This is a genomic window from Acidobacteriota bacterium (genome assembly GCA_039028635.1).
Taxonomy (GTDB): Bacteria; Acidobacteriota; Thermoanaerobaculia; order Multivoradales; family JBCCEF01; genus JBCCEF01.
In genome coordinates, this window is sequence record JBCCHV010000031.1 from 14,385 (window position 1) to 35,027 (window position 20,643).

Sequence of the window (20,643 nt, forward strand, 5' to 3'; positions counted from 1 at the left end):
AGACCGACCGAGCCCTGCGAAGGCAGGGCTCGCGAGCCAAAGGCTCGTCTCGGGGCCGCCCTGGAGGGGGTGAGGCCTGGCCGGCCGCGCCGCACGACATGCGCGTGCGGTCCAGGCCGCGTAGGCGAGGGGGGCTTGAAAAGCCCCCCTGCAACAACGACTCGCGGAGCGAGCTGGTTAGAAGCCCGTCTTCCAGCTGTACTTCAGCCGCGCGTACCAGAACGCACCGTTGAAGCCGAAGGGCGAGAACTGGCTGTAGCGGTTGCCGACACCGGCGGCCGCGTTGGGGTTCTCCTCCGGCGTGGTGTCGAGGACATTCTGGCCCCCGAGGATGAAGGTGACGTTGTCGTTGAAGGTGTAGGCGGCTTCGAGGTCGAGGAGGTACTCGCCACCGTAGACCAGGCCGTCCTCCGAATCGAACCAGTCGTCGTAGTAGCTCACCCGGCCCAGGAAACGCAGGCCGTTGTTCAGCTCGTGGGTCGCCGACAGCACCCAGCGATTCTCCGGCAGGGCCTCCTGCAGCTCGCGAATGCGAGTCTGGTCGAGAGTGGCCGGGTTGAACGCCACCACGTCGGTCTCGGTGATGTTGAACAGAAAGCTGAACACGGTGTCGCCGTTGAGCGCCGGCGGCGCATAGGTGGCGACGACGTCGAGGCCCTGGGTCTCGGTGTCGAAGTCGTTGGTGAAGAAGCGGAAGTTCTGCAGGTTGGCGGCGCTGGTGATGCCCTCGGCGATCAGCGCGTCGACCTCCGCCTGGGTCAGGGTGAAGAGCTGGGTGACCGACAGGCGGTCTTCGAGATCGATGCGGAAGAGGTCCGCAGTGAGCGTGAAGGGACCGTTTTCGTAGACGCCACCGAAGGCGAAGTTGGTCGACTCCTCGGCCACCAGCGGCTCACCGCCGCGCAACTGGGCGACGCGGGACGACGACGGGATGGTGCCGTTGTTGACCAGCTCCATCGCCTGCAGATCGAACTCGGTCGACACGTTGAAGGCATTCGACTGACCCGGCGTCGGCGCCCGGAAGCCAGTGCTGACGCTGCCGCGGACCTGGAAGTTGTCGTTGAAGCGGTAGCGGCCGGCGATCTTGCCGTTGGTGGTGGTGCCGAAGTCTTCGAAGTCCTCGAAGCGCACCGCCAGGCCGAAGGTCCAGCGATCGTCGGCGGCATTGCGCTCGAGATCGCCGTAGACGGCGTAGTTGCTGCGGCTCCAGGTACCGGCGGCGAGGTCACCAAAGCCCGGGAAACCGTTCGAGGCGGCGCTGAAGCCCTGCTCGGCCAGCGGTCCGATCTGGAAGGACTCGAGCTGACCGATGCCGATCTCGAACTCCTCGTCGCGCCACTCGACACCGCCCGCCAGGTTGGTCTGGTCGTTGAGGGCGTAGGACACGTCGATGTTGAAGTTGAACTCCTCCTGGGCGTAGAGACCCGGATCGAAGGAGGTCGGCGTGTCCGGTCCGAGGGAAGCGTTGACGGTGTTGTTGATGAAGAAGTCGACCTCGTTCGAGCCGTTGCTCAGGCTGACGTCCCAGGACAGACCGAAGTCGGTCTGACCGCGCAGGCCGAGAAGAATCGAGTTGTCCTCCAGGTCACCGCCGAAATTGGGGGTGAAGCCACCCGGGAAGATCTCCTGGAAGGAGAAGCAGTTGGGATCGTTGATCACCTGCTGCAGGGCCACCGGATCCGGAATGTTGTTGTTGATCCGCACGATCGGGCAGCCCGCGGAGCCGTCGAGCACGCCGTCCTGAGCATCGACCAAGTCGCCGACCAGCAGGGTGTCGCCACCGTCGCCGCTGAACACGGCGCTACGGGTGTTGGGGTTACGGAAGTAGAAGCCGCCGGTGACGGTCTTCGAGACGTAGTTGGCATGGCCGTAGAACTGCATGCCGTTGTTCATGAAGTGGCCGAAGTTGGCCCACAGCTTGAGGTCGTCCTCGGTTTCCGGCGAGCCCCAGATCTGGGCCGGATTGCGAACGTTGGAGTTGCCGGCGGCGATCAGGCCGGCGGCATCGTCGCGCTGCACGCTGCGGCTGGTGGGATCGGCGAAGCCATACTCACCACTGAGGTTGAAGAAGCCGATCTCGCCAAGGGGCAAGCCGACGTTGCCGGCGATCGACGAGGTGTCGCCGTCACCCTCGGTGTAGCCACCGGTGCGCACCTCGAGACTGCCCCCGGAGCGGTCGTCCTTGAGCATGAAGTTCATCACGCCGGCAATGGCGTCGGAGCCGTACTGCGCCGAAGCACCGTCGCGCAGCACCTCGACCTGGCGCAGGGCGATCGCCGGAATGGCGGAGATGTCCGGCCCCTGGGCGCCGTCGGCGACGCCGTTGCCGAGCCAGTAGATGACCGCCGCACGATGGCGGCGCTTGCCGTTGACCAGGACCAAGGTGTGGTCCGGAGCGAGGTTGCGAAGATTGGCCGGCCGCACCACCGTCGCCGCGTCGGAAATCGGCTGGGTATTGACGTTGTAAGACGGTGCCAGGGTACGGAGCAGGGTGCTGACGTCGGACTCGCCCTGGTTGGCGAAGTCGTCGGCCGAGATGACGTCGATCGGCACGATCGATTCGGTGGCCGTACGCCCACCGGCTCGGCTACCGGTGACGACGATCTCTTCGCCATAGACTTCCGGCTGGGCCTCTTCCTCCTGTCCTTCGGCCTCCTCGGCCTGCGCGTCCGCCGGCTCGTCCTGGGCCATCACCTGTACCGACCAGCCCATGGCGAGCACGCTCACCAAAGCCAGAATCCACCAAAATCGTCTCGCTCGAACTCCTGTCATTGTCCCGATCCTCCATCGTTAGTGCGTGATCGCTTAAATTCATCATAGAAGATTTCGAACCCACAAATCTCGTGGGCTCGCCCCAAGAAAACTCGCCGTCATAACAATTAAGGCAAAATCGTACCACCAAAAAACCACTTCCTCCGCAGAGGTCTGCAGAATCTCACTTACGTAAGTACGTACAGAAATCGCGCCCGCGGCGAACGGATTCCACGCCGCACCGCGCCCTGATCGGGAGAGGGACATGACCTACTGGGCCATGCTGGCGGACATTCACGGCAACCGACGGGCCCTCGAGGCCGTGATCGCCGATGCCTCGAAACATCGCATCGAACGCTGGATCAACCTCGGAGACTGCTTCTTCGGACCGCTGGACCCGGCCGGCACCGCCGAGCTCCTCCGGCCCCTCGAGGCGGTGACCGTCCTCGGTAACCAAGACCGCGATCTGCTCGCCGACAACCTCGATCCCAGAGCCCGGGCCGTCGTCGCCGCCCTGCAGCCGAAGGATCTCGCCTGGCTGGCGAAGCTCCCGGCCACCACTACCGTCGAGGACTGGTTCCTCTGTCACGGCACGCCACGCAGCGATCTCGAACCGCTCCTCGAGATGGTGACCGCCGCCGGTAGCGGCGACCGCCCCGATGAACAGGTAGAGGCTCTCCTCGACGCCGTCGCGGCGCCCTACGTCGCCTGCGGCCACACCCACGTCCACAGTCACCGCCACCTCCCGTCCCGGCGCCAGGTGCTCAACCCGGGCAGCGTCGGCCTTCCCGCCTACACCGATGATTCTCCTCATCCCCACGCCATGGAGTCCGGCACCCCCCATGCCCGCTATGCGCTGCTCGAGCGGCGGCCCGGAGGCGGCTGGCGGATCGAGCCGAGAAAGGTGACCTACGACTGGGAAGGGGCGGCGCGCCAGGCCGAGCGCGGCGGTCGCCCGGACTGGGCACGCTGGCTGCGCACCGGCCTAGGCTAGCCCGCGCTCTGAAGCCAGGCGCTTCGGTGAGGGAGTTGGCAAGCGGTTTTCCGCATCTTCCTGAAGACGGACATCCGAGACATGCCCGTCGCTTCGAAAATTCAACCCAAGGAAGCTCTTGCGATGAAAAAACTGCTCTTTCTAGCTCTCGTTCTGCTGGTCCTCGCCCCGTTCGCCATCGCCCGTGATTCGGTGGTCACCGTCGAAGGCGACTGCACCACCGTCACCTACTACGACATCGACGGCAGCTATGACGGTTGCGACGCCTGGGATGGCGACAACTACCACGATGGTGAGCTCAGCGAGCGCGAGTGCCTCAACTACTGCTACCCGGCGATGGTGGTGCCCGTCGAGCCACTCAGCCCGCAGGTGCCCGATACTCGCACCGCCTCCAACTGACTCTCACCGGCCCCGGGCTCTCCCGGGGCCATCTTCGCAACGAATCAGCGCCCGCCGGCAGCAGCTCCCAGGCCGTCCGCCAGGGCGGTGAGGGCGATGAACTCGGGGTCGTCGTGGTAGGCCGCGAAGACGATGTCGTCGCGCGCCTCCTGCATCTCCTTGGAGCGCACCGCGTCATAGCGCTCGTACTCGTAGAAATGACGCCGCAGGAGCTCGAAGGCCTCGGCCCGCTGGCCGAGCTGGGCGTGAATCGCCGCCAGGTTGTAGGACGCCTCGAGGAATCCGCGGTTGGCACGGGCGATGCGCTCGGCCTCGTCGGGCCGGCCGAGCTCAACCAGATAGGTCGCGGCAAAGACCTGGTTGTAGAGGTCGTGGGGCTCCAGAGCCATCGCCTTCTCGACATAGCCGTAGGCCTTCTCGAGCTCGGCCTCGGAGTTCCAGTAGACCGCCAGGTTGCGGTAGGTCAGAGCCAGGGGGAAGGCGGCGACGGACTGCTCGAAGTAGGCCAGACCGCGATCGAAGTCGCCGCTGTGGATGGTCATCTTGCCGAGACCGTGGAGGGCGACGGCCCGTGACAGCGGGTCCACCGGGCCCGCCAGCAGGTGCTCGAAGAGCTCCGTCGCCTGCTGCCAGTCGCCGCTGTGATGGCGATGCAGCTCGGCGAGGAAACGCAGCGGCACGGGATCCGCCGGATCGGCCTTCCAGGCCCGGCGATAGAGGCGCTCCGCCTCGTCGATGCGCAGCGCCCGCTCGGCGATCAGACCGGCGGTCATCAGCTCGTCGACGCGCCGCGTGGTGGCCGGCGAGAGATCCGCCTCGTCCCCCCGCCAGCCGATCTGCTCGTCGGTGGCCAATCCCATCTTCTTCAGCCCCTTGGCGGCCTTCTTGGCCGGACCGGGGAACTGACAGCGGGATTCCCAGACCTGGCGATAGAGCCCGGCGGCGCTCTCCGTCTCGCCGCCCTTGCGCTTCGCGGTGGCGCTGGCGAGCAGTCCCTTGACGGTCTCTTCACGCGCCTCGAGCTCGCCGCCGACCAGCTTCTCCACCGCCCGCAGCGCCAGCGAGCCGTTGTCGCCGCTCACCCGGCCGATCTCCTCGCCACCGCCATCGAGCAGGACCGCCGAGGGATGCTCACCGGCGACGGCCAACTTCTCTCGCAACGTGCCGTTGTCCGTCGGCACCACGCCCATGCCGACGCAGCGCGACGCCCAGACGCTCAGGTTGCGGGAGGTCTGCAGGCCCGAGGATCGGGCCTGCTCCGGCGAGGTCGGGAACCAGAACAGCACCAGATCGCCATCGAGGCGCGTGGTGCCGTCGGGCATCACGATCCAGGGCACGCGATAGACCTGCTCGGTCTGGCCGTTTCCGAGGTTGGGGGTGATGCCGCCAACACCGCCACCGCCGCCACCGCCGCAGGTGGCGAAGAGCGGTGCCGCGATCAGCAGTTGAACCAGGACGAAGACGAGCAAACGGGCCATGGAGACACCTCCGCAAGAAGACTGCGAGTTCGAGAGGAGCATTCTAGCCCGACCTGTGGACCCGCTCTCGGCGGCGACCTCTGAGCTTCCCGGCCCCCCGATAGCGACGCTCCCGACATTCGAATTTACGCCCCATTTACGCTAACCTCGAGCCATGAGACGCCGCCCGCCGCCTTACGTCGAGCTGCGCGCCGCCTCGGCCTTCTCCTTTCTCGACGGCGCCTCGCCACCGGAAGAGCTCGCCGAAGCCGCCGCGCGCCACGACCTGCCCGCCGTCGCCCTGGCGGATCGCAACGGGGTCTACGGCGCTCCGCGTTTCTTCAAGGCGGCCCGCGAGCGAGGTCTGCGGGCGCTGGTCGGTGCCGAGATCACTCTGGCGGACGAATCCGCCGATCGGCGAGGCACTGCCGGTAAGGCGGACCCTGACTACGCCGACCGGCCCCGGTTGACCGTGCTGGTCCGCGATCGCTCCGGCTACCGCAACCTCTGTCGCCTGCTGACGGCGGCGGCACGGCACCGCCCCAAGGGTCAGGCGGTCGCCACCTGGGACCTCATCGCCGAGCATGCCGGCGGCCTCCACGCCCTCTCCGGAGGCGATGAAGGACCCTTCGCCCAAAGCCTCACCCGGGATGGCCTGGAAGCCGGGCAACGCACTCTCGAGCGCCTCGCGGGGCTCTTCGACGGCCGCCTCCACGTCGAGCTGCAGCGCCACTTCCAGCGCCACGAAGAGCACCGCAACCAGGCCGCCCAGAGCCTGGCGCAACGCTTGCGCCTGCCGCTCCTGGCGACCAACGGGGTGCGCTATGCCGAGCGCCACGACAAGGCCCTCCACGACGTCCAGACGGCGATCCGCCACCGCACCACCCTCGACGCCGCCGGCCGCCGCCTCGCCGCCCAGGGACAGCGCCACCTGGTGGGCGCCGAGGAGATGGCCCGGCGCTTCGCCGACCTGCCGCGGGCGGTGGCCGAGAGCGCCGCCCTCGCCGCCGCGCTGCCATTCACCCTCGAAGACCTCGGCTACCGCTTCCCGGCCTACCCGCTGCCCCCCGGCGAGACCCCCGCCTCGTACCTGCGCCAGATCACCTGGAGCGGCGCCCAGGCGCGCTTCCGGCCGCTCACCGCCAAGGCCCAGGGGCAGCTCGAGCGCGAGCTCGCCCTGATCGAAAAGCTCGACCTCGCCGGCTACTTCCTGATCGTGTGGGACATCGTGCGCTTCTGCCAGCGCCAGGGCATCCTCGCCCAGGGACGCGGCTCGGCGGCCAACAGTGCCGTCTGCTACGCCCTCTCGATCACCGCCGTCGACCCGGTGAAGATGGACCTGCTGTTCGAGCGCTTCCTGTCGGAAGAGCGCGGCGAGTGGCCGGACATCGACCTCGACCTGCCCTCCGGCGAGCGCCGCGAGAGCGTCATCCAGTATGTCTACCAGCGCTATGGCCCCCACGGCGCCGCCATGACCGCCAACGTCATCACCTACCGCGAGCGCTCCGCCGCCCGTCAGGTGGCCAAGGCGCTGGGCTTCTCCCCCACCCAGGAGGACCGCCTGGCGCGCCGTCTGGGGAGCTGGCATCGCGACGTCCACGCCGGCCAGCCGAAGGTCCTGGCGGAGGAGATCCGCGCCGCCGGCCTCGATCCGGCGGAACCGCGAGTGCGCCACTTCGCCGACCTCTGGCAGCGCATCCTGCACAGCCCGCGGCATCTCGGTCAGCACTCCGGCGGCATGGTGATCGCCGACGGCCGCCTCGACGAGGTCGTGCCGCTAGAACCGGCATCGATGCCCGGTCGAGTGGTGGTGCAGTGGGACAAGGAAGATTGCGCCGACCTCGGCATCATCAAGATCGACCTTCTCGGCCTCGGCATGCTCAATGCGCTGGAAGAGGCGGTGCCCATCATCCGGCGCGAGGAAGGGGTGCGGGTCGACCTCTCGCACCTGCCCCCGGACGACCCGAAGACCTATCGCATGATCCGCGCCGCCGACACCGTCGGCGTCTTCCAGATCGAGAGCCGCGCCCAGATGGCCTCGCTGCCGCGCAACGCGCCGCGCACCTTCTACGATCTGGTGATCCAGGTCGGCATCATTCGCCCGGGACCGATCGTCGGCAACCTCGCCAATCCGTTTTTCGAGCGCCGTATGGGGCGCGAGGAGGTGACCTACCCCCATCCCAGCTTGAAGCCGATCCTCGAACGCACCCTCGGCGTGCCAATCTTCCAGGAGCAGATCCTGCGGGTGGCGATGGTGGCCGCCGGCTTCTCCGGCGGCGAAGCCGAGGAGCTGCGCCGGGCGATGGGCTTCAAGCGCTCGGTGGAGGCGATGGACGCCATCGAGCAGCGCCTGCGCGACGGCATGACCGCCCGCGGCATCACCGGCAAGGCACAGGAGCAGATCACCCACGCCATCACCTCCTTCGCCCTCTACGGTTTCCCGGAATCCCACGCCGCCAGCTTCGCCTTGATCGCCTACGCCAGCGCCTACCTCAAGGCGCACCATCCGGCGGCCTTCTTCCTCTCCCTGCTCAACGCCTGGCCGATGGGCTTCTACCACCCGGCGACGCTGATTCGCGATGCCGAGCGTCACGGCGTCGAGGTGCGCCCGATCGACGTCGACCGCTCGACGGTGCGCTGTCGCTGGGAAGAGGGGGCGGTGCGCCTCGGATTGCGCTACGTCAAGGGTCTGCGGCGCCAGGCGGCGGAAGCCATCGAGCGCGAGCAACCCTTCCGGGACACCGACGACCTCGCCCGCCGCGCCACCCTGCGCACCGGCGAGCTCGAGGCCCTGGCCGCCGTCGGCGCCCTCGCCACCTTCGGCCTGAGCCGCCGCCAGGCCCTCTGGCAAGCGGCGCGGGCGAGCCGCGACGCCGGCCCCCTGCTCGCCCCCCTGCCAGACGAGTCGCCCTCGCCGCTGCCCGAGATGAGCGCCCTCGAAGAGACCTTCGAGGACTTCCGCATCGCCAGCCTGACCACCGGCCCCCACCCGATGAAGCATCTGCGGCCACTCCTCGACCAGGCCGGCATCACCGCCGCCGCCGACCTCGACAAGGTCCCCGACAGCCGGCGCGTGCAGACCGCCGGCTCGATCATCGTGCGGCAACGTCCAGGCACCGCCAAGGGCATGCTGTTCATGACTCTGGAGGACGAGACCGGCATGAGCCAGGCGATCGTCAGCCCGCCGATCCTGGAGGAGTTCCGCTCCCTGATCGTCGGCTCCACGGGCTTGATCGTCGACGGCATCCTGCAACAGCGGGACGGCTCCGTCTCGGTCAAGGCGGAGACCTTCCGACCGCTGTCGTCGCTGGCCACCATCCCGAGCCACGATTTTCATTGAGCGCCCGGCGCCCGGCGAGCTCAGTCGTTCGGCAGCAACTCGTTGGCCGCCCGCTCGACCGTTCGTCCGCTCGGTCGCACCGAGAGATCGAAGAGCTCCGGCCGGTGGTAGTGGCCGGTAACGTCGAGGGTCATGGACTGCTCGCGGATGCGGGCCAGGTCGAGCTCGGCGACGATCACCGCCGCCTCATCGAACAGCGGCTCGGTGAGGTAGAAGCCGTCGGGGCCGATGATGGCGCTGCCGCCGCGCAGCACCCAGTCGTCGGGACCGGAGACGCGCTCGGGATGCGGCTCGAGCTCCACTGGCAAAGCGGCAGCCTTCATCAGACCGCCGGAGGCGAGCACGAAGCAGCGGCCCTCGAAGGCGTATTGGCGGCTCGCCACCTGGTGCATCTCGTGCACCGTCGGCCAGACGGCGACGTGGATGTCCTCGCCACTCTCGTGCAGCACCTGCCGCGGCAGCGGCATCCAGTGCTCCCAACAGACCAGCGAGCTCACCCGGCCGGCCGGCGTGTCGACGGCGCGTAGGCCATCGCCGTCACCAGGCCCCCAGATCAGTCGCTCGGTGTAGGTCGGCACCAGCTTGCGGTGATGGTTGAGGAGATCGCCTTCGGGGCCGAAGGTGAGGAGCGAGTTGTAGAGGGTATGGCGTCCCGGGCCGGAGTCCACCCGCTCGCTCACCCCCACCACCATCGTCACCGCCAGCTCCCGGGCCAGCGCCGCCAAGCGGCCGCAGGCCGGCCCCGGCACGGTCACGCTCTCCTCGACGATACCGGCGAAGGCGCGCTGCGTCGGCGGATGGTTCCACAAGGCGGCATCGCGGCAGAGGTCGATCCAGGCGGGATAGCCCGGCAGCCAGGTTTCGGGAAAGACCAACAGGCGGGCCCCTTGACCCGCCGCCTCAAGGGCGAGCTTGGAGGAGCGCTCCAGCCCCTCTTCCAGGGAGGGGGCGATTTCGGCTTGAATCAGGGCGACGGGAACGGTGTCGGAGCTCGGCATGGCGAGAGCTTACAGCGCCTGCCTCGCCTTCAACGCCTCAGGAACCGCTCCCGAAGCGCCAAGCAACCCACGCGACCACCAGGACGGCGACGGTGACGCCGATTCCAAGGCCAGCATCGTCCGAGCCGACACACACCGCCGTGCCGATGCCGACACCGATGGCAACCCAGCCGCCAGCAAAAGGCCCGAGGGGTCTCGAAAAGTGACTCATACCCTCCCTACGGCGCACGGCTCGTCCTATTCCACCGTCTGGCCTTGCATCGAGCGCCGCCTTGTCCGATGCTAGACGGGGGACTGGGAAGACATCGTCGATCTCGTCGGTCGACCGCCAGAGCGGGTCGCCGCTGACGTCAGGAACGCCGGCATCTGAAACGCCGGCATCGGGACCGACGACATCCGGGAGAAACTCATGCGATTCGCCATCTCCATGCTGGCCTGCCTCATCTTCTCCACCGCGGCCTCGGCCCACTCGGTGACCTACACCTACGACAGCGAACCGGGCGACTTCATCGGCCAGGGTCAGTCCGCCACCTGGACCGACCGGGACGGCACCTGGACCATTGGGCGCAACGGTGCCGGCGGCGTCTCCTTCGACTTCGACCAGATGCCGGGGCCCAGCACCTGGAGCCTCGACTTCGCCGCCCCAGGCGGCATCGAGCTGACCATCGGTGACTTCCCGAACGCCGAACGCTTTCCTTTTCAGGCTGCGAATCGCCCCGGGTTGGCGGTCAGCGGCGAGGGGCGGGGCTGCAACACGCTGAGCGGTGAGTTCTCGGTCAGCGAGGCGCTCTACGACTGGTTTCGGGAGCCGGTACGCTTCTCGGCGACCTTCGAGCAGCACTGCGAGGAGGCGACGCCGGCCCTCAATGGCAGCCTCGAGTTCGATCTCGAGTTCGGCGGCCGGGCGATCGCCGATGACAGCATCGTGGTGGCCTTCCAGAACCGCCTCTACGAGTACACCATCTTCGGCCAGCGGCGACAGGTGATTCCGATTCTCGGCAACCCGGCGGCTCCGCCCGCCCTCACCGAGTCGGCCCGCGACGTCGCCATCGGTCGCAATGGCCGAGTCCACGTCTACAACGGCACCTTCGATCCGGTGCTGAGCACCGGAGAGCCCGCCACCGCCACCTGGCGCCACGACACCTTCGCCGACTGGGACACGGTCAACAACCTCACCTATGGCGGCATCGCGACCTTCGCCGACTTTGTCTATGTGACCGACATGTTCGACGGTGACAACGGCATCGTGCGCTTCGATTCGAGCTCTGGCTTCAGCGCCGAGCGCTTCGAGCCGGGCACCGACTACATCGATCTCAACCTCGGCCTCGATGGCTTTCTCTATGCCCTGCGCTCGGACCAGAGGACCCTCGACTTCTTCAATCCCTCGACGATGGGCGCCCTCGGCACCATCACCCTGAGCGAAGACGTCCGGGCGATTGCGATCAACGCCGCCGGCGAGATCTTCGCCGTGCCCTTCGGGGCGACCCTGTTCCACTTCGATCGGGACGGCAACGAGATCAAACGTCAGATCACCACCGAGCGTTTCGTCGACCTCGACCTGCGGGCCGACGGCACGTTGATCGCCGGGGGCGAAGACGCGGCGGTGTTGGTCACCGGCGAAGCCTTCGGCATCTTCACCGTCTTCAACGTCGGCAGCGGCTCGGCCGGCGCCTTCATCGCCCTGCCTAACTTCTCCCTGCTCTTCCGCGACGGCTTCGAGTCCGGCAACACCAACGCATGGACGGCGGACGTGCAGTAGCTTCAGCGATCGGCCAGGCTCGCATGAGGCGCGCTATCGAGAGAGCGGAACCGCGGCGCGTAAAGTGGTCACCGTCGCCTTGAAGAACGGAAAGTAGTCCTCAGTGCCGAAAAAGTTGCCTCCTTCGACGCGGGTCGGCAAACGGTAGCCCTCGCAGTCGCGAAAGCGCGAGGGCACCCCGCCGAAGGGCTGTAGGCGATAGACCTTGTCGCGATTGGCGTTGCTCCAGCGCTCGATGACCACCTGCCGTGGCTCGCCGGAGTCGTCCACCGTCACCTCCACCACCTGCGCCAGGCCGCCGAATCGGACCTCGGCGCGGGCGGTGGCCTCGTCGACCCCATGCCAGGTGACGTGAGGCCCCGGCAACAAGCTGGCCGGCGCCCAGAAGGCCGCTTCCGCCACCACTCTGCCAAAGGCGGCGCGACGGTGATCGGCATTGCCACCAGCACGCACCACCGGCAAGACTCCGAATAGCCAGAAGCGCGTCCAAGACTGGCTCGTCGATGCGCCGTCGGACCCCGCAATGGATCCGGAGCGCACTCGCCATACGAGGCCGTGGGGCGGCGCCAGAATCTGCCGCGCCCGCATCGGCCGATAGCCCGGTTTGTCGCGAGTCCCCAACCCGATCTCGCCCTCCATCTCGAGCTCCACGGCCGAGACCAGAGGTGTCCCCGGTTGGATGGAGTACGAGAAGTAACGCCGCGCCGCCGCCGGCAGGCCGTCGACCATCGCGGAATCGAAGCGCACTTGCTCCCCGGTCGGGACAGTCCGCGCCAGCGAATCCCACAACCGCCGATCGGCGCGGCCATCGGAAAAACGCCAGAGGCGCAACGCCAAGACTCCCGCGACGAGGACGATGACTCCCCCGAGGATCAACATAGAGAACCGCCTCCGCAGCAACCGGCCGTCCGTGGGTTCCTTGATCGAGGAAGGAAAGCTATCTCAAATCCCAGAAGGCATCGATCTCGCGCTGGGTCGGAATCGAGATGACCTTGATCTCGACACCCCGCTCGGCCGCTCCCCGCAGCTCGTCGTAGACGTCGACCATCGCTCCGTAGGGGGCCGCGCCATCGGGATTGATGATGACCGGCTTCATCGGATTCGCTTGCAGCTTGGGCCGCAGGTATTCCACCACCTGATCCAGGCGACGCGGAGAGCCGTCGACCAGCAGAGCTCCCGTCGGCTGAATCTCGATCAAGACGGACTCGATGGGATCGATCACGGGGGGCTCGGGCTCGTCCTGGGGCAGGGCAAAGTCGAGTCCCCGGGTGGCCGTGAAGGTCACCGTCACCATGAAGAAGATGATCAAGAGAAAGGCGATATCGGCCATCGATGAGGTCGGGATCTCGTCCGTCACGCCAGAGCTTTTCAAGGATGCCATCTCGCGTCCCCCTCAGGTCTCCTCCCACGCTGGATGCGCTCAGCAGGAACGCCGCGTTCCGCGATCCGCTCCACCGTTTCTCAGGACATTGGACCCGGCATTGAGAGAGACGGTTCCCGGCTAGATGGCGCACCGGGCGAGCCAGGGGCCGAAACCACGAGCGCGACTCGCAGGCGAATGCTGAGTCGTTCGAGGGCTCGTCGGAAGGCCGGCGGCGATCTATCCCGGCTGCCCGAGAGCGACCGCCAGCAGCGCATCGACCGCCTCGGGGTTGACCAGGGCGCCGCGGTTGAGGCTTTCCAGACCCGCCGTGCCGGCGAGCAGGCGCTTCAGGGGCACCTCGACCTTCTTACCGCTGCGGGTGCGCGGGATGGCGGTGACCGGACAGATGGCGTCGGGCGCATGGCGGGGCGAAAGCTCGCGCCGCAGGGTGGCCTTGATGCGGCCGGCGAGCTCTCCGGCGTCGGTGACATCCTCGGCCAGAACGACGAACAGCCAGAGCTTGCCGGCATCCTCGTCAGCGGGACCGGCAGCGCCGCTGGTGTCGATCACCAGGCTGTCGACGACCTCCGGCAAGGCCTCGACCACGCGATAGAACTCGGCCGTCCCCATGCGCACGCCACCGCGGTTGAGGGTGGCGTCGGAGCGGCCGTAGATCACCGAGCTGCCGCCTTCATCGATGGCGATCCAGTCGCCGTGATGCCAGATCCCGGGAAAGCGCTCGAAGTAGGCGCGGCGATAGCGCTCGCCCTGCGGGTCGTCCCAGAAGCCCACCGGCATGCTGGGCAAAGGCTGGGTCAGCACCAGCTCTCCGACCTCGCCGACCAAGGTCTCCCCTGCGGGGCTGAAGGACTCGACCTTGGCCCCCAGGGAGCGGCACTGGATTTCGCCGGCACGCACCGGCAGCAGCGGACAGGGGCCGACGAAGCCGGTGCAGACGTCTGTTCCACCGCTCAGGGAACCGAGGCAGAGATCACTCCCGAGGTGATCGTAGACCCAGGCGAAGCCGGCGGCCGAGAGCGGCGAGCCGGTGCAGCCGACGCCTCGCAGGGCGGACAGATCGAGCTCCGCCGCCGGCGAGATTCCGGCTTGGCGGCAGGCGTCGATGAAGGGCGCGCTGACCCCGAAGTAGGTCACCCGCTCCTCCGCCGCCAAACGGTAAAGGCTCATCAGATCGGGATAGCCGGGACTGCCCTCGTAGAGGACGATGGTGGCACCCAGCATCAATCCGCCCACCAGGTAGTTCCACATCATCCAGCCGGTGGTGGAGAACCAGAAGAAGCGATCGCCGGCTTTCAGGTCGCTGTGCAGGGCGAGCTGCTTGAGGTGCTCGAGAACGATGCCCCCGTGCCCCTGGAGGATCGCCTTCGGTGGCCCAGTGGTGCCGGACGAGTAGAGAACCCACAACGGGTGGTCGAAGTCGACGGCGACGCAATCGAGCGCCGCCGCTTCCCGGCACAGGCTGTCCCAGGAAAGTGCGCCGGGCGGACCGCCTTCCCCGACGGTGACGACGGCGGTCAGCGTTGGCAAGGCGGCGACGATCTCGCGGAGGGTCTCGGAGCGGTCGTAGCGCTTGCCGTTGTGATGCTCGCCGGTAGCTCCGATCAACACCTTGGGCTCGATCTGCTGGAAGCGATCGAGGACGCCGCGCACCCCGAACTCCGGCGGACAACTCGACCACACGGCGCCCAGGCTGGCGGTGGCGAGCAATGCGACCACCGCCTCGACGCCATTGGGTAGAAAGCCGACCACCCGGTCCCCGGCGCTCACGCCGAGCTCTTCGAGACCCCGGCGGGCGCGGGCAACGGCGTCGCGCAGTTGGTCGCGGGACAGCTCGCGCCGAGCGCCGTCTTCGCGGCGGGCGATCAAGGCGGGCTGGTCGCCGCGATGGCGCAGGACTTCGGCCGCGTAGTTGAGGCGCGCGCCGGGAAAGAAGTGCGCTCCCGGCATGTCGAAGGTCCAGGCCTCGGGCGCCGGCGGCTCCTCGAACGAAACCTCGAAGTACTCGGCGATCGCTCGCCAGAAGGCCTCGAGATCCGTAACGGACCACTCCCAGAGGCTCTGGTAGGACGGCCGATCGATGCCTTTCTCGGTCGCCAGCCAGTGCTGAAAGGCGGCCAGGCGGGTCGCGGATCGCTGCCCTTCCGAAGGCTGCCAGAGCAAGTCACCGGCGGCGGTCGGCCGCGACGCCTCGCCGGACTCTCGAGAATCCTGCACAGGACCTAGCCGTGGTCGCCGTGCACCCAGCTCTGGAAGTACTCGTCGTCTTCCACCGTCAGGATGCTCTGGGCCACCTGGAGGGGCCGAAAGGTGTCGAACATCACCGCCAGCTCGTCGGTCCCTTGGGCCCCGATGGAGGCCTCCGCGCGACCGGGATGGGGGCCGTGGGGCACGCCGTCCGGATGCAGCGTCAGGGAACCGAACTCGATGCCACTACGGCTCATGAACTCCTGCGAAACGTAGTAGAGCACCTCGTCGGACATGACGTTCGAATGGTTGTAGGGCGCCGGCACCGCCTGGGGATCGAAATCGTAGGGCCGGGGGCAGAAGGAGCAGACCACGAAGCCATCGTTGGCGAAGGTCTGGTGCACCGGCGGCGGCTGATGGAAGCGCCCGACGAGGGGCTCGAAATCGTGAATGCTGAGGGCCCAGGGAAAGAAGAACCCGTCCCAGCCGACGACGTCGAGGGGATGGTGGTCGAGCACGATGCGGGTGAGGGCATCGTACTGCTTGACCACTACCGGAAACTCGCCGGTCTCGTCGTGGGTGCGAAGGTTCTGGGGGGCTCGGATATCGCGCTCCGAGAACGGCGCTCCTTCGATCATCTGGCCGTGCTCATTGCGGTAGCGACCGGGTGTCCGGAAGTACCCGCCGGCCTCGAGGATCAGGAATATGGCGTTCTCACTGGTGAAGCGGTAGCGATGCAGGACCGAGCGCGGAATCACCAGGTAGTCGCCGGCCGCGAACGGCAGCTCGCCGAACTGAGTCTCGAGCACCCCTTCTCCCTGGGTGACATAGATCAGCTCGTCGCCCTGGGAGTTGCGATAGAAGAAGTCGTCTTCGCGGTCCGGCTGCACCAGATAGGAGGCGACATCGCCGTTGAACATCAGCGGCACCCGGTCGAGCACCGGGCTACCGCCGGTGGGCAAGCGATGGAGCCGGAAGTGCCGGTGCCGCAAACGCCGCTCGGGGTCGGCCTCGAGGGCGACGTCGCGCAGATGCTCCGAGGAAAGTGCCGTCGTCGGCGGCCGCAGGTGGTAGAGCAGCGACGAAATGCCGACGAATCCCTTGTTGCCGACCAATTGCTCCGGCAAGAGCTGACCGCTCTCGGAACGGAAAATGCTGTGCCGCTTGCGCGGGATCTTGCCTTGGCGAACGTAGTACGGCATGGCGTGCTCCTGAGGGATCTTCCAAAAGGCGCCGGGATGACGGGCTCGCAAACCGAACCACGTGGGCGACGCCGACCGACACGCTCGACCGGCGCCGCCCCGAAAGCCTAACAGCCGTTCTTACAGGTTGCCGCGGCGAGCCTGCTCGAGCTCGATGGCCTCGAAGAGGGCCTTGAAGTTGCCCTTGCCGAACCCCCGGCTGCCCTTGCGCTGGATGATCTCGAAGAACAGCGTCGGCCGATCGACCACCGGCTTGGTGAAGATCTGCAGCAAATAGCCGTCCTCGTCACGGTCGACCAGGATGCCGAGCTGGCGAATCGCCTCGACGGCTTCGTCGATGTCGCCGACGCGCGAAGGCAGCTCGTCGTAGTAGGTGTCCGGCACGGTGAGGAACTCGATGCCGTTGGCGCGCATCTTCTCCACCGTCGTCAGGATGTCGCCGGTGAGCATGGCGATGTGCTGCACGCCGGGACCGTTGTAGTAGTCCAGGTACTCGTCGATCTGGCTCTTCTTGCGGCCTTCGGCGGGCTCGTTGATGGGGAACTTGATCACCTGGCGATCGTCCGACATCACGATGCTCATCAGCGCCGAGTACTCGGTGGAGATGTCCTCGTCGTCGAAGGTGATGTAGCGCTCGAAGCCGAGGACGTTGCTATACCAGTCGGCCCATTCGTTCATCTTGCCGAGCTCGACGTTGCCCACCATGTGGTCCATCAGCACCAGGCCGACGCTCTCCCCGGCGACCGGCTTGGACACGAAGCCGGGCATGAAGGGGCCGTCGTAGCCCTTGTTCGAGATCAGCGAGTGCACCGTGTCGCCGTAGGTGTGGATGACGGCGCGACGCAGGGTGCCGTGCTCGTCCGTCAGGTCGTGGGGCTCCGCCGCCGCCTTGGCGCCGCGGGCAAGGGCTTCGGCGAAGGCCTGATCGGCGTCTTCGACCTCGAAGGCGATGTCCTTGACCCCGTCGCCGTGCTTGACCAAGTGCTCGTTGATCGGGTGCTCCGCCGACATCGGCGTGGTCAGGATCAGGCGGGCCTTCTTCTGCTCGAGAACGTAGGAGGTGACCTCCCGCGAGCCGGTTTCGAGGCCGCGATAGGCGGACTGCGAGAAGCCGAAGGCGTCGCGGTAGTAGAAGGACGACTGCTTGGCGTTGCCGACCCACATTTCGACGTGGTGCAAACGCTTCAGCCCGAGAGGATTCCTCAGGGCCTTCTTCTCTTGAGCGGACGTGCGGGGCTCAGCAACAACGGTCATCGGCATATCCTCCATCGTTCGGCCGAACCGTTCGTCGGGTCCGGCTGGTCTGGCCTGGTCGACTCGCTCGGCGCCCAATTCTTCGGAGTCGCGGTTTGCGCTGCTGACGAGCCGTGATGTCGGGGGCGGGAATGAGCTTTCGTCCCCGCGTCGGAGATGATATATACCATGAATGGTTATGAAGGTAAACTATTTTCGAACCCAGACCGACTCCGGTACACTCGGTCCATGGAGCACGCCCCTCAGCCGGCGGCCGATCTCGGACTGCTGCGCGATCTCGTCGGTTTCAACCTCCGCCTCACCTACAACCGGGCGGCGCTCCTGTTCAGCAAGGCATTCGCAGACCTCGACCTGGCTCCGATCCAGTTCGCGGCCCTCGAGTTCATCGCCAACAATCCCGAGTGCAGCCAGAAGGACATCGCTTGCCATATCGGAACCGCTCCGTCGGCCCTGGTCTCGCCCCTCGAGCGCCTCGAGAAGCGCGGCTGGATTCAGCGCCTCCGGGGAGCCGCCGATCGGCGACGAGCCCGCGTCTCCCTTTCCGCCACCGGCAAGCGCCAGGTGGTCGAGATCGAGCGCCGCATCCGAGAGGTCGATCGCGAGCTGGTCTCTGGCCTGCCGGCGGAAAAGCAGCGCCAACTCCTCGCCCTGCTGCAGGACCTCGCCGACACCCTCTGATCCATCGCTCCGCCCGCGTCGGGCGGACTAGAAGCAGGAGCCATGTCGTGAACTCGACCTACAGCCAAGGTCTCCTCGACGGCCTGATCGACTACGCCGGCCTGTTTCCGCCGGCTTCCCTCGACCTCGCCACGGTGGTCGCCAACTACGCCTCCTATCGCCAAGGCCCCCGGCGCCCCCTGCTCGGTCGTCTGGTGGTGCCGGCGGCCCGAGTTTCGGAGCTGATCTCGTACCTGCCGGCGGGCATCACGTCTCCCTGGGAGCTCAGCGTCCTGGTGGGGCGCGACGTCGCCGCCGGCGTCGCCACTCTGCGCCGCGCCCTCGCCGGTCGCTCGGACCTGGTGGTCACCGCCCTCGAAGCCATCGCCGAAGAGCCGACAGATTTCGCGGTGAAGGTCGACGAGGGCTGGGAGGTGTTCTACGAGATCGATCACCGGCAGGATCCGCGAGAGCTGATCGCGGCCGCCGCAGGCCACCGACGAGCCGTCAAGATTCGCACCGGCGGCGTGGTCCCCGACGCCATCCCGCAGCGCTCCGAGGTCGCCCGATTCCTCACCGCTTGCCGCGACCAGCAGGTGGCCTTCAAGGCCACCGCCGGACTCCATCACCCATTCCCCGGCAGCTATGCCTTGACCTATGAAGAGGGCAGCGACCGGGCCGTGATGCACGGCTTCGTCAACGTGTTCTTCGCCGCCGCTCTGCTCTGGCATCGTCGCATCGACGAAGCTGGAGTAGCGGACCTCCTGGCCCAGTCCGGCTCCCCGACCTGGAGCGAGGCGGCCGGCCGCCTCGACTGGCAGAGCTGGAGCCTCGGCGAAGCCGAGCTCGCCGAAGCGCGCCAGCACTTCGCTCGCTCCTTCGGCTCCTGTTCCTTCACCGAACCCATCGAATCCCTCGAAAGGAGTGGCTTGCTGTGAGCTACACCGTCGACCATACCCACGATCCCGACCGTCGAAGCTGGATCGAGTCGGCCCACGGGGCCGGAGACTTCCCGCTCCAAAACCTCCCGCTGGGTGTCTTCTCGACCAGCAACCAAGAGAAACGCCTCGGCGTCGCCATCGGTGACGAGATCCTCGATCTCACCGCCGTCGCCGCCACCGGCCTGCTGAAGGCAGAGCTCGCCATGGCCTGCCGCGGCACCGACCTCAACGGCCTGATGGCCTTGCCGGCAAAGTCGCGCCGAGCCCTGCGGCACCGCCTCTTCGAGCTGTTGGTGGACGACGCCGACGAGTCCTTTCGAGGCGCCGTCGGCCCCCTCCTGTTGCCTTCCCGGGACGCCGAGCTCCACCTGCCGGCCGAAGTCGGCGACTACACCGACTTCTACGCTTCGGTGTTCCACGCCACCAACGTCGGCAAGCTCTTTCGGCCCGACAATCCGCTGCTGCCCAACTACAAGCACATCCCGATCGGCTACCACGGCCGTTCGTCGTCGCTGGTGGCGAGCGGCCAGGCGATCCATCGCCCCCACGGCCAGAGCAAGGCGCCGGACGCCACCGAGCCCAGCTTCGGCCCCAGCCGCCTCCTCGACTACGAGCTCGAGGTCGGCATCTTCGTCGGCCCCGGCAACGACCTCGGCACCATCATCGACCTCGCCGATGCCCACCAGCACTTCTTCGGCCTCTGCCTGCTCAACGACTGGTCGGCACGCGACATCCAAGGCTGGGAGTACCAACCCCTCGGTCCCTTCCTCGGCAAGAGCTTCGCCTCCAGCCTGTCGCCTTGGGTGGTGACGGCGGAAGCCCTGGCGCCCTATCGCGGCCCGGTCTTCGAGCGCCCTGGGGGCGATCCTCGCCCGTTGCCCTATCTGTTCTCCGATCGCGAGCAAGCGCATGGCGGCATCGATCTCACCGTCGAAGCCTGGCTGCAGACCGCCCAGATGGCGGCCGAAGGCCACGAGCCGGTGCGCCTGAGCGCCGCGAGCTTCCGAGATCTTTACTGGACGACGGGGCAGATGATCACCCACCACGCCAGCAACGGCTGCAACCTCCGGCCCGGTGACCTGCTGGGCAGCGGCACCGTCTCCGGGGCCTCTGCCGAGAGCCGCGGCTGCCTGCTCGAGATCACGCAGCGCGGCAAGCACCCGGTCGAGCTGCCCAGCGGCGAGGAGCGCCGATTCCTCCAGGACGGCGACGAAGTCATCCTGCGCGGCTTCTGTGAGGCGCCGGATCGCGTGCGGATCGGCTTCGGCGAGTGCCGCGGCAAGATCGTCGGATAGCTCGACGCTGAGAAAGTCCCAGAGCGGC

The 20,643-nt window shown here is 67.2% G+C and carries 16 protein-coding genes; 7 read left to right on the forward strand and 9 right to left on the reverse strand.

Annotation, left to right across the window (positions count from 1 at the left end):
• Positions 1–177 precede the first annotated feature (177 nt).
• Positions 178–2,727 (reverse strand): TonB-dependent receptor, encoded by a 2,550-nt coding sequence (locus AAF604_13700; GenBank protein ID MEM7050715.1) that lies wholly within the window; start codon positions 2,725–2,727, stop codon positions 178–180.
• A 289-nt stretch (positions 2,728–3,016) separates the two neighbouring features.
• On the opposite strand from AAF604_13700, the gene AAF604_13705 reads away from it, so the two are divergent.
• Entirely contained in the window at positions 3,017–3,745 is a 729-nt protein-coding gene (locus tag AAF604_13705) for a metallophosphoesterase family protein (protein ID MEM7050716.1), read from the forward strand.
• Between the two features lie 123 nt (positions 3,746–3,868).
• Complete coding sequence (locus AAF604_13710; GenBank protein ID MEM7050717.1) at positions 3,869–4,144, forward strand: hypothetical protein; 276 nt, start codon at positions 3,869–3,871, stop codon at positions 4,142–4,144.
• Between the two features lie 44 nt (positions 4,145–4,188).
• Here AAF604_13710 and AAF604_13715 read toward each other — a convergent pair whose 3' ends face one another.
• Positions 4,189–5,622, reverse strand: coding sequence for a tetratricopeptide repeat protein (locus tag AAF604_13715; GenBank protein ID MEM7050718.1), 1,434 nt, complete (start codon positions 5,620–5,622; stop codon positions 4,189–4,191).
• Positions 5,623–5,776: 154 nt separating this feature from the next.
• Here AAF604_13715 and AAF604_13720 point away from each other — a divergent pair, with 154 nt between their 5' ends.
• Positions 5,777–8,941, forward strand: a complete 3,165-nt coding sequence (locus tag AAF604_13720; GenBank protein MEM7050719.1) for an error-prone DNA polymerase — start codon at positions 5,777–5,779, stop codon at positions 8,939–8,941.
• 20 nt (positions 8,942–8,961) lie between these two features.
• Here the strand turns inward: AAF604_13720 and AAF604_13725 are convergent, their stop codons facing one another.
• The gene (locus AAF604_13725; GenBank protein ID MEM7050720.1) at positions 8,962–9,939 is read right to left on the reverse strand and encodes a carbon-nitrogen hydrolase family protein; all 978 of its coding nucleotides are present in this window, start codon (positions 9,937–9,939) and stop codon (positions 8,962–8,964) included.
• A gap of 37 nt (positions 9,940–9,976) precedes the next feature.
• Complete coding sequence (locus AAF604_13730; protein ID MEM7050721.1) at positions 9,977–10,150, reverse strand: hypothetical protein; 174 nt, start codon at positions 10,148–10,150, stop codon at positions 9,977–9,979.
• Positions 10,151–10,348: 198 nt separating this feature from the next.
• Between AAF604_13730 and AAF604_13735 the strand changes: the two genes are divergently transcribed.
• Positions 10,349–11,698, forward strand: a complete 1,350-nt coding sequence (locus AAF604_13735) for a hypothetical protein (GenBank protein MEM7050722.1) — start codon at positions 10,349–10,351, stop codon at positions 11,696–11,698.
• Positions 11,699–11,731: 33 nt separating this feature from the next.
• Here AAF604_13735 and AAF604_13740 read toward each other — a convergent pair whose 3' ends face one another.
• The 5 genes from AAF604_13740 to hppD form a co-directional block, all read right to left on the reverse strand.
• On the reverse strand, positions 11,732–12,577 hold the full coding sequence (locus AAF604_13740) for a DUF6544 family protein (protein ID MEM7050723.1): 846 nt from the start codon (positions 12,575–12,577) through the stop codon (positions 11,732–11,734).
• 58 nt (positions 12,578–12,635) lie between these two features.
• Complete coding sequence (locus AAF604_13745) at positions 12,636–13,079, reverse strand: biopolymer transporter ExbD (protein MEM7050724.1); 444 nt, start codon at positions 13,077–13,079, stop codon at positions 12,636–12,638.
• A gap of 219 nt (positions 13,080–13,298) precedes the next feature.
• Complete coding sequence (locus AAF604_13750; protein MEM7050725.1) at positions 13,299–15,296, reverse strand: acetoacetate--CoA ligase; 1,998 nt, start codon at positions 15,294–15,296, stop codon at positions 13,299–13,301.
• Positions 15,297–15,301: 5 nt separating this feature from the next.
• Positions 15,302–16,468, reverse strand: coding sequence for a homogentisate 1,2-dioxygenase (locus AAF604_13755; protein ID MEM7050726.1), 1,167 nt, complete (start codon positions 16,466–16,468; stop codon positions 15,302–15,304).
• 120 nt (positions 16,469–16,588) lie between these two features.
• Positions 16,589–17,722: a 4-hydroxyphenylpyruvate dioxygenase gene (hppD, locus tag AAF604_13760; GenBank protein MEM7050727.1), complete on the reverse strand. Its 1,134-nt coding sequence runs from the start codon at positions 17,720–17,722 to the stop codon at positions 16,589–16,591.
• 228 nt (positions 17,723–17,950) lie between these two features.
• Here hppD and AAF604_13765 point away from each other — a divergent pair, with 228 nt between their 5' ends.
• Genes AAF604_13765 through fahA form a run of 3 tightly spaced genes read left to right on the forward strand, consistent with a single transcriptional unit; the run spans position 17,951 to position 20,615 of the window.
• The gene (locus AAF604_13765) at positions 17,951–18,400 is read left to right on the forward strand and encodes a MarR family winged helix-turn-helix transcriptional regulator (protein MEM7050728.1); all 450 of its coding nucleotides are present in this window, start codon (positions 17,951–17,953) and stop codon (positions 18,398–18,400) included.
• 47 nt (positions 18,401–18,447) lie between these two features.
• On the forward strand, positions 18,448–19,317 hold the full coding sequence (locus tag AAF604_13770) for a hypothetical protein (protein MEM7050729.1): 870 nt from the start codon (positions 18,448–18,450) through the stop codon (positions 19,315–19,317).
• Positions 19,314–20,615, forward strand: coding sequence for a fumarylacetoacetase (fahA, locus tag AAF604_13775; protein MEM7050730.1), 1,302 nt, complete (start codon positions 19,314–19,316; stop codon positions 20,613–20,615). The genes AAF604_13770 and fahA overlap by 4 nt, the downstream gene beginning before the upstream one ends.
• Positions 20,616–20,643: the final 28 nt, after the last annotated feature.

Bases quoted from the DNA above. Each gene is read 5' to 3' on its own strand.
- AAF604_13725 (MEM7050720.1), bottom strand. From the start codon at position 9,939: ATGCCGAGCTCCGACACCGTTCCCGTCGCCCTGATTCAAGCCGAAATC.
- AAF604_13740 (MEM7050723.1), bottom strand. From the start codon at position 12,577: ATGTTGATCCTCGGGGGAGTCATCGTCCTCGTCGCGGGAGTCTTGGCG.
- AAF604_13755 (MEM7050726.1), bottom strand. From the start codon at position 16,468: ATGCCGTACTACGTTCGCCAAGGCAAGATCCCGCGCAAGCGGCACAGC.
- AAF604_13745 (MEM7050724.1), bottom strand. From the start codon at position 13,079: ATGGCATCCTTGAAAAGCTCTGGCGTGACGGACGAGATCCCGACCTCA.
- hppD (MEM7050727.1), bottom strand. From the start codon at position 17,722: ATGACCGTTGTTGCTGAGCCCCGCACGTCCGCTCAAGAGAAGAAGGCC.
- AAF604_13730 (MEM7050721.1), bottom strand. From the start codon at position 10,150: ATGAGTCACTTTTCGAGACCCCTCGGGCCTTTTGCTGGCGGCTGGGTT.
- AAF604_13710 (MEM7050717.1), top strand. From the start codon at position 3,869: ATGAAAAAACTGCTCTTTCTAGCTCTCGTTCTGCTGGTCCTCGCCCCG.
- AAF604_13720 (MEM7050719.1), top strand. From the start codon at position 5,777: ATGAGACGCCGCCCGCCGCCTTACGTCGAGCTGCGCGCCGCCTCGGCC.
- AAF604_13715 (MEM7050718.1), bottom strand. From the start codon at position 5,622: ATGGCCCGTTTGCTCGTCTTCGTCCTGGTTCAACTGCTGATCGCGGCA.
- AAF604_13765 (MEM7050728.1), top strand. From the start codon at position 17,951: ATGGAGCACGCCCCTCAGCCGGCGGCCGATCTCGGACTGCTGCGCGAT.
- AAF604_13735 (MEM7050722.1), top strand. From the start codon at position 10,349: ATGCGATTCGCCATCTCCATGCTGGCCTGCCTCATCTTCTCCACCGCG.
- AAF604_13705 (MEM7050716.1), top strand. From the start codon at position 3,017: ATGACCTACTGGGCCATGCTGGCGGACATTCACGGCAACCGACGGGCC.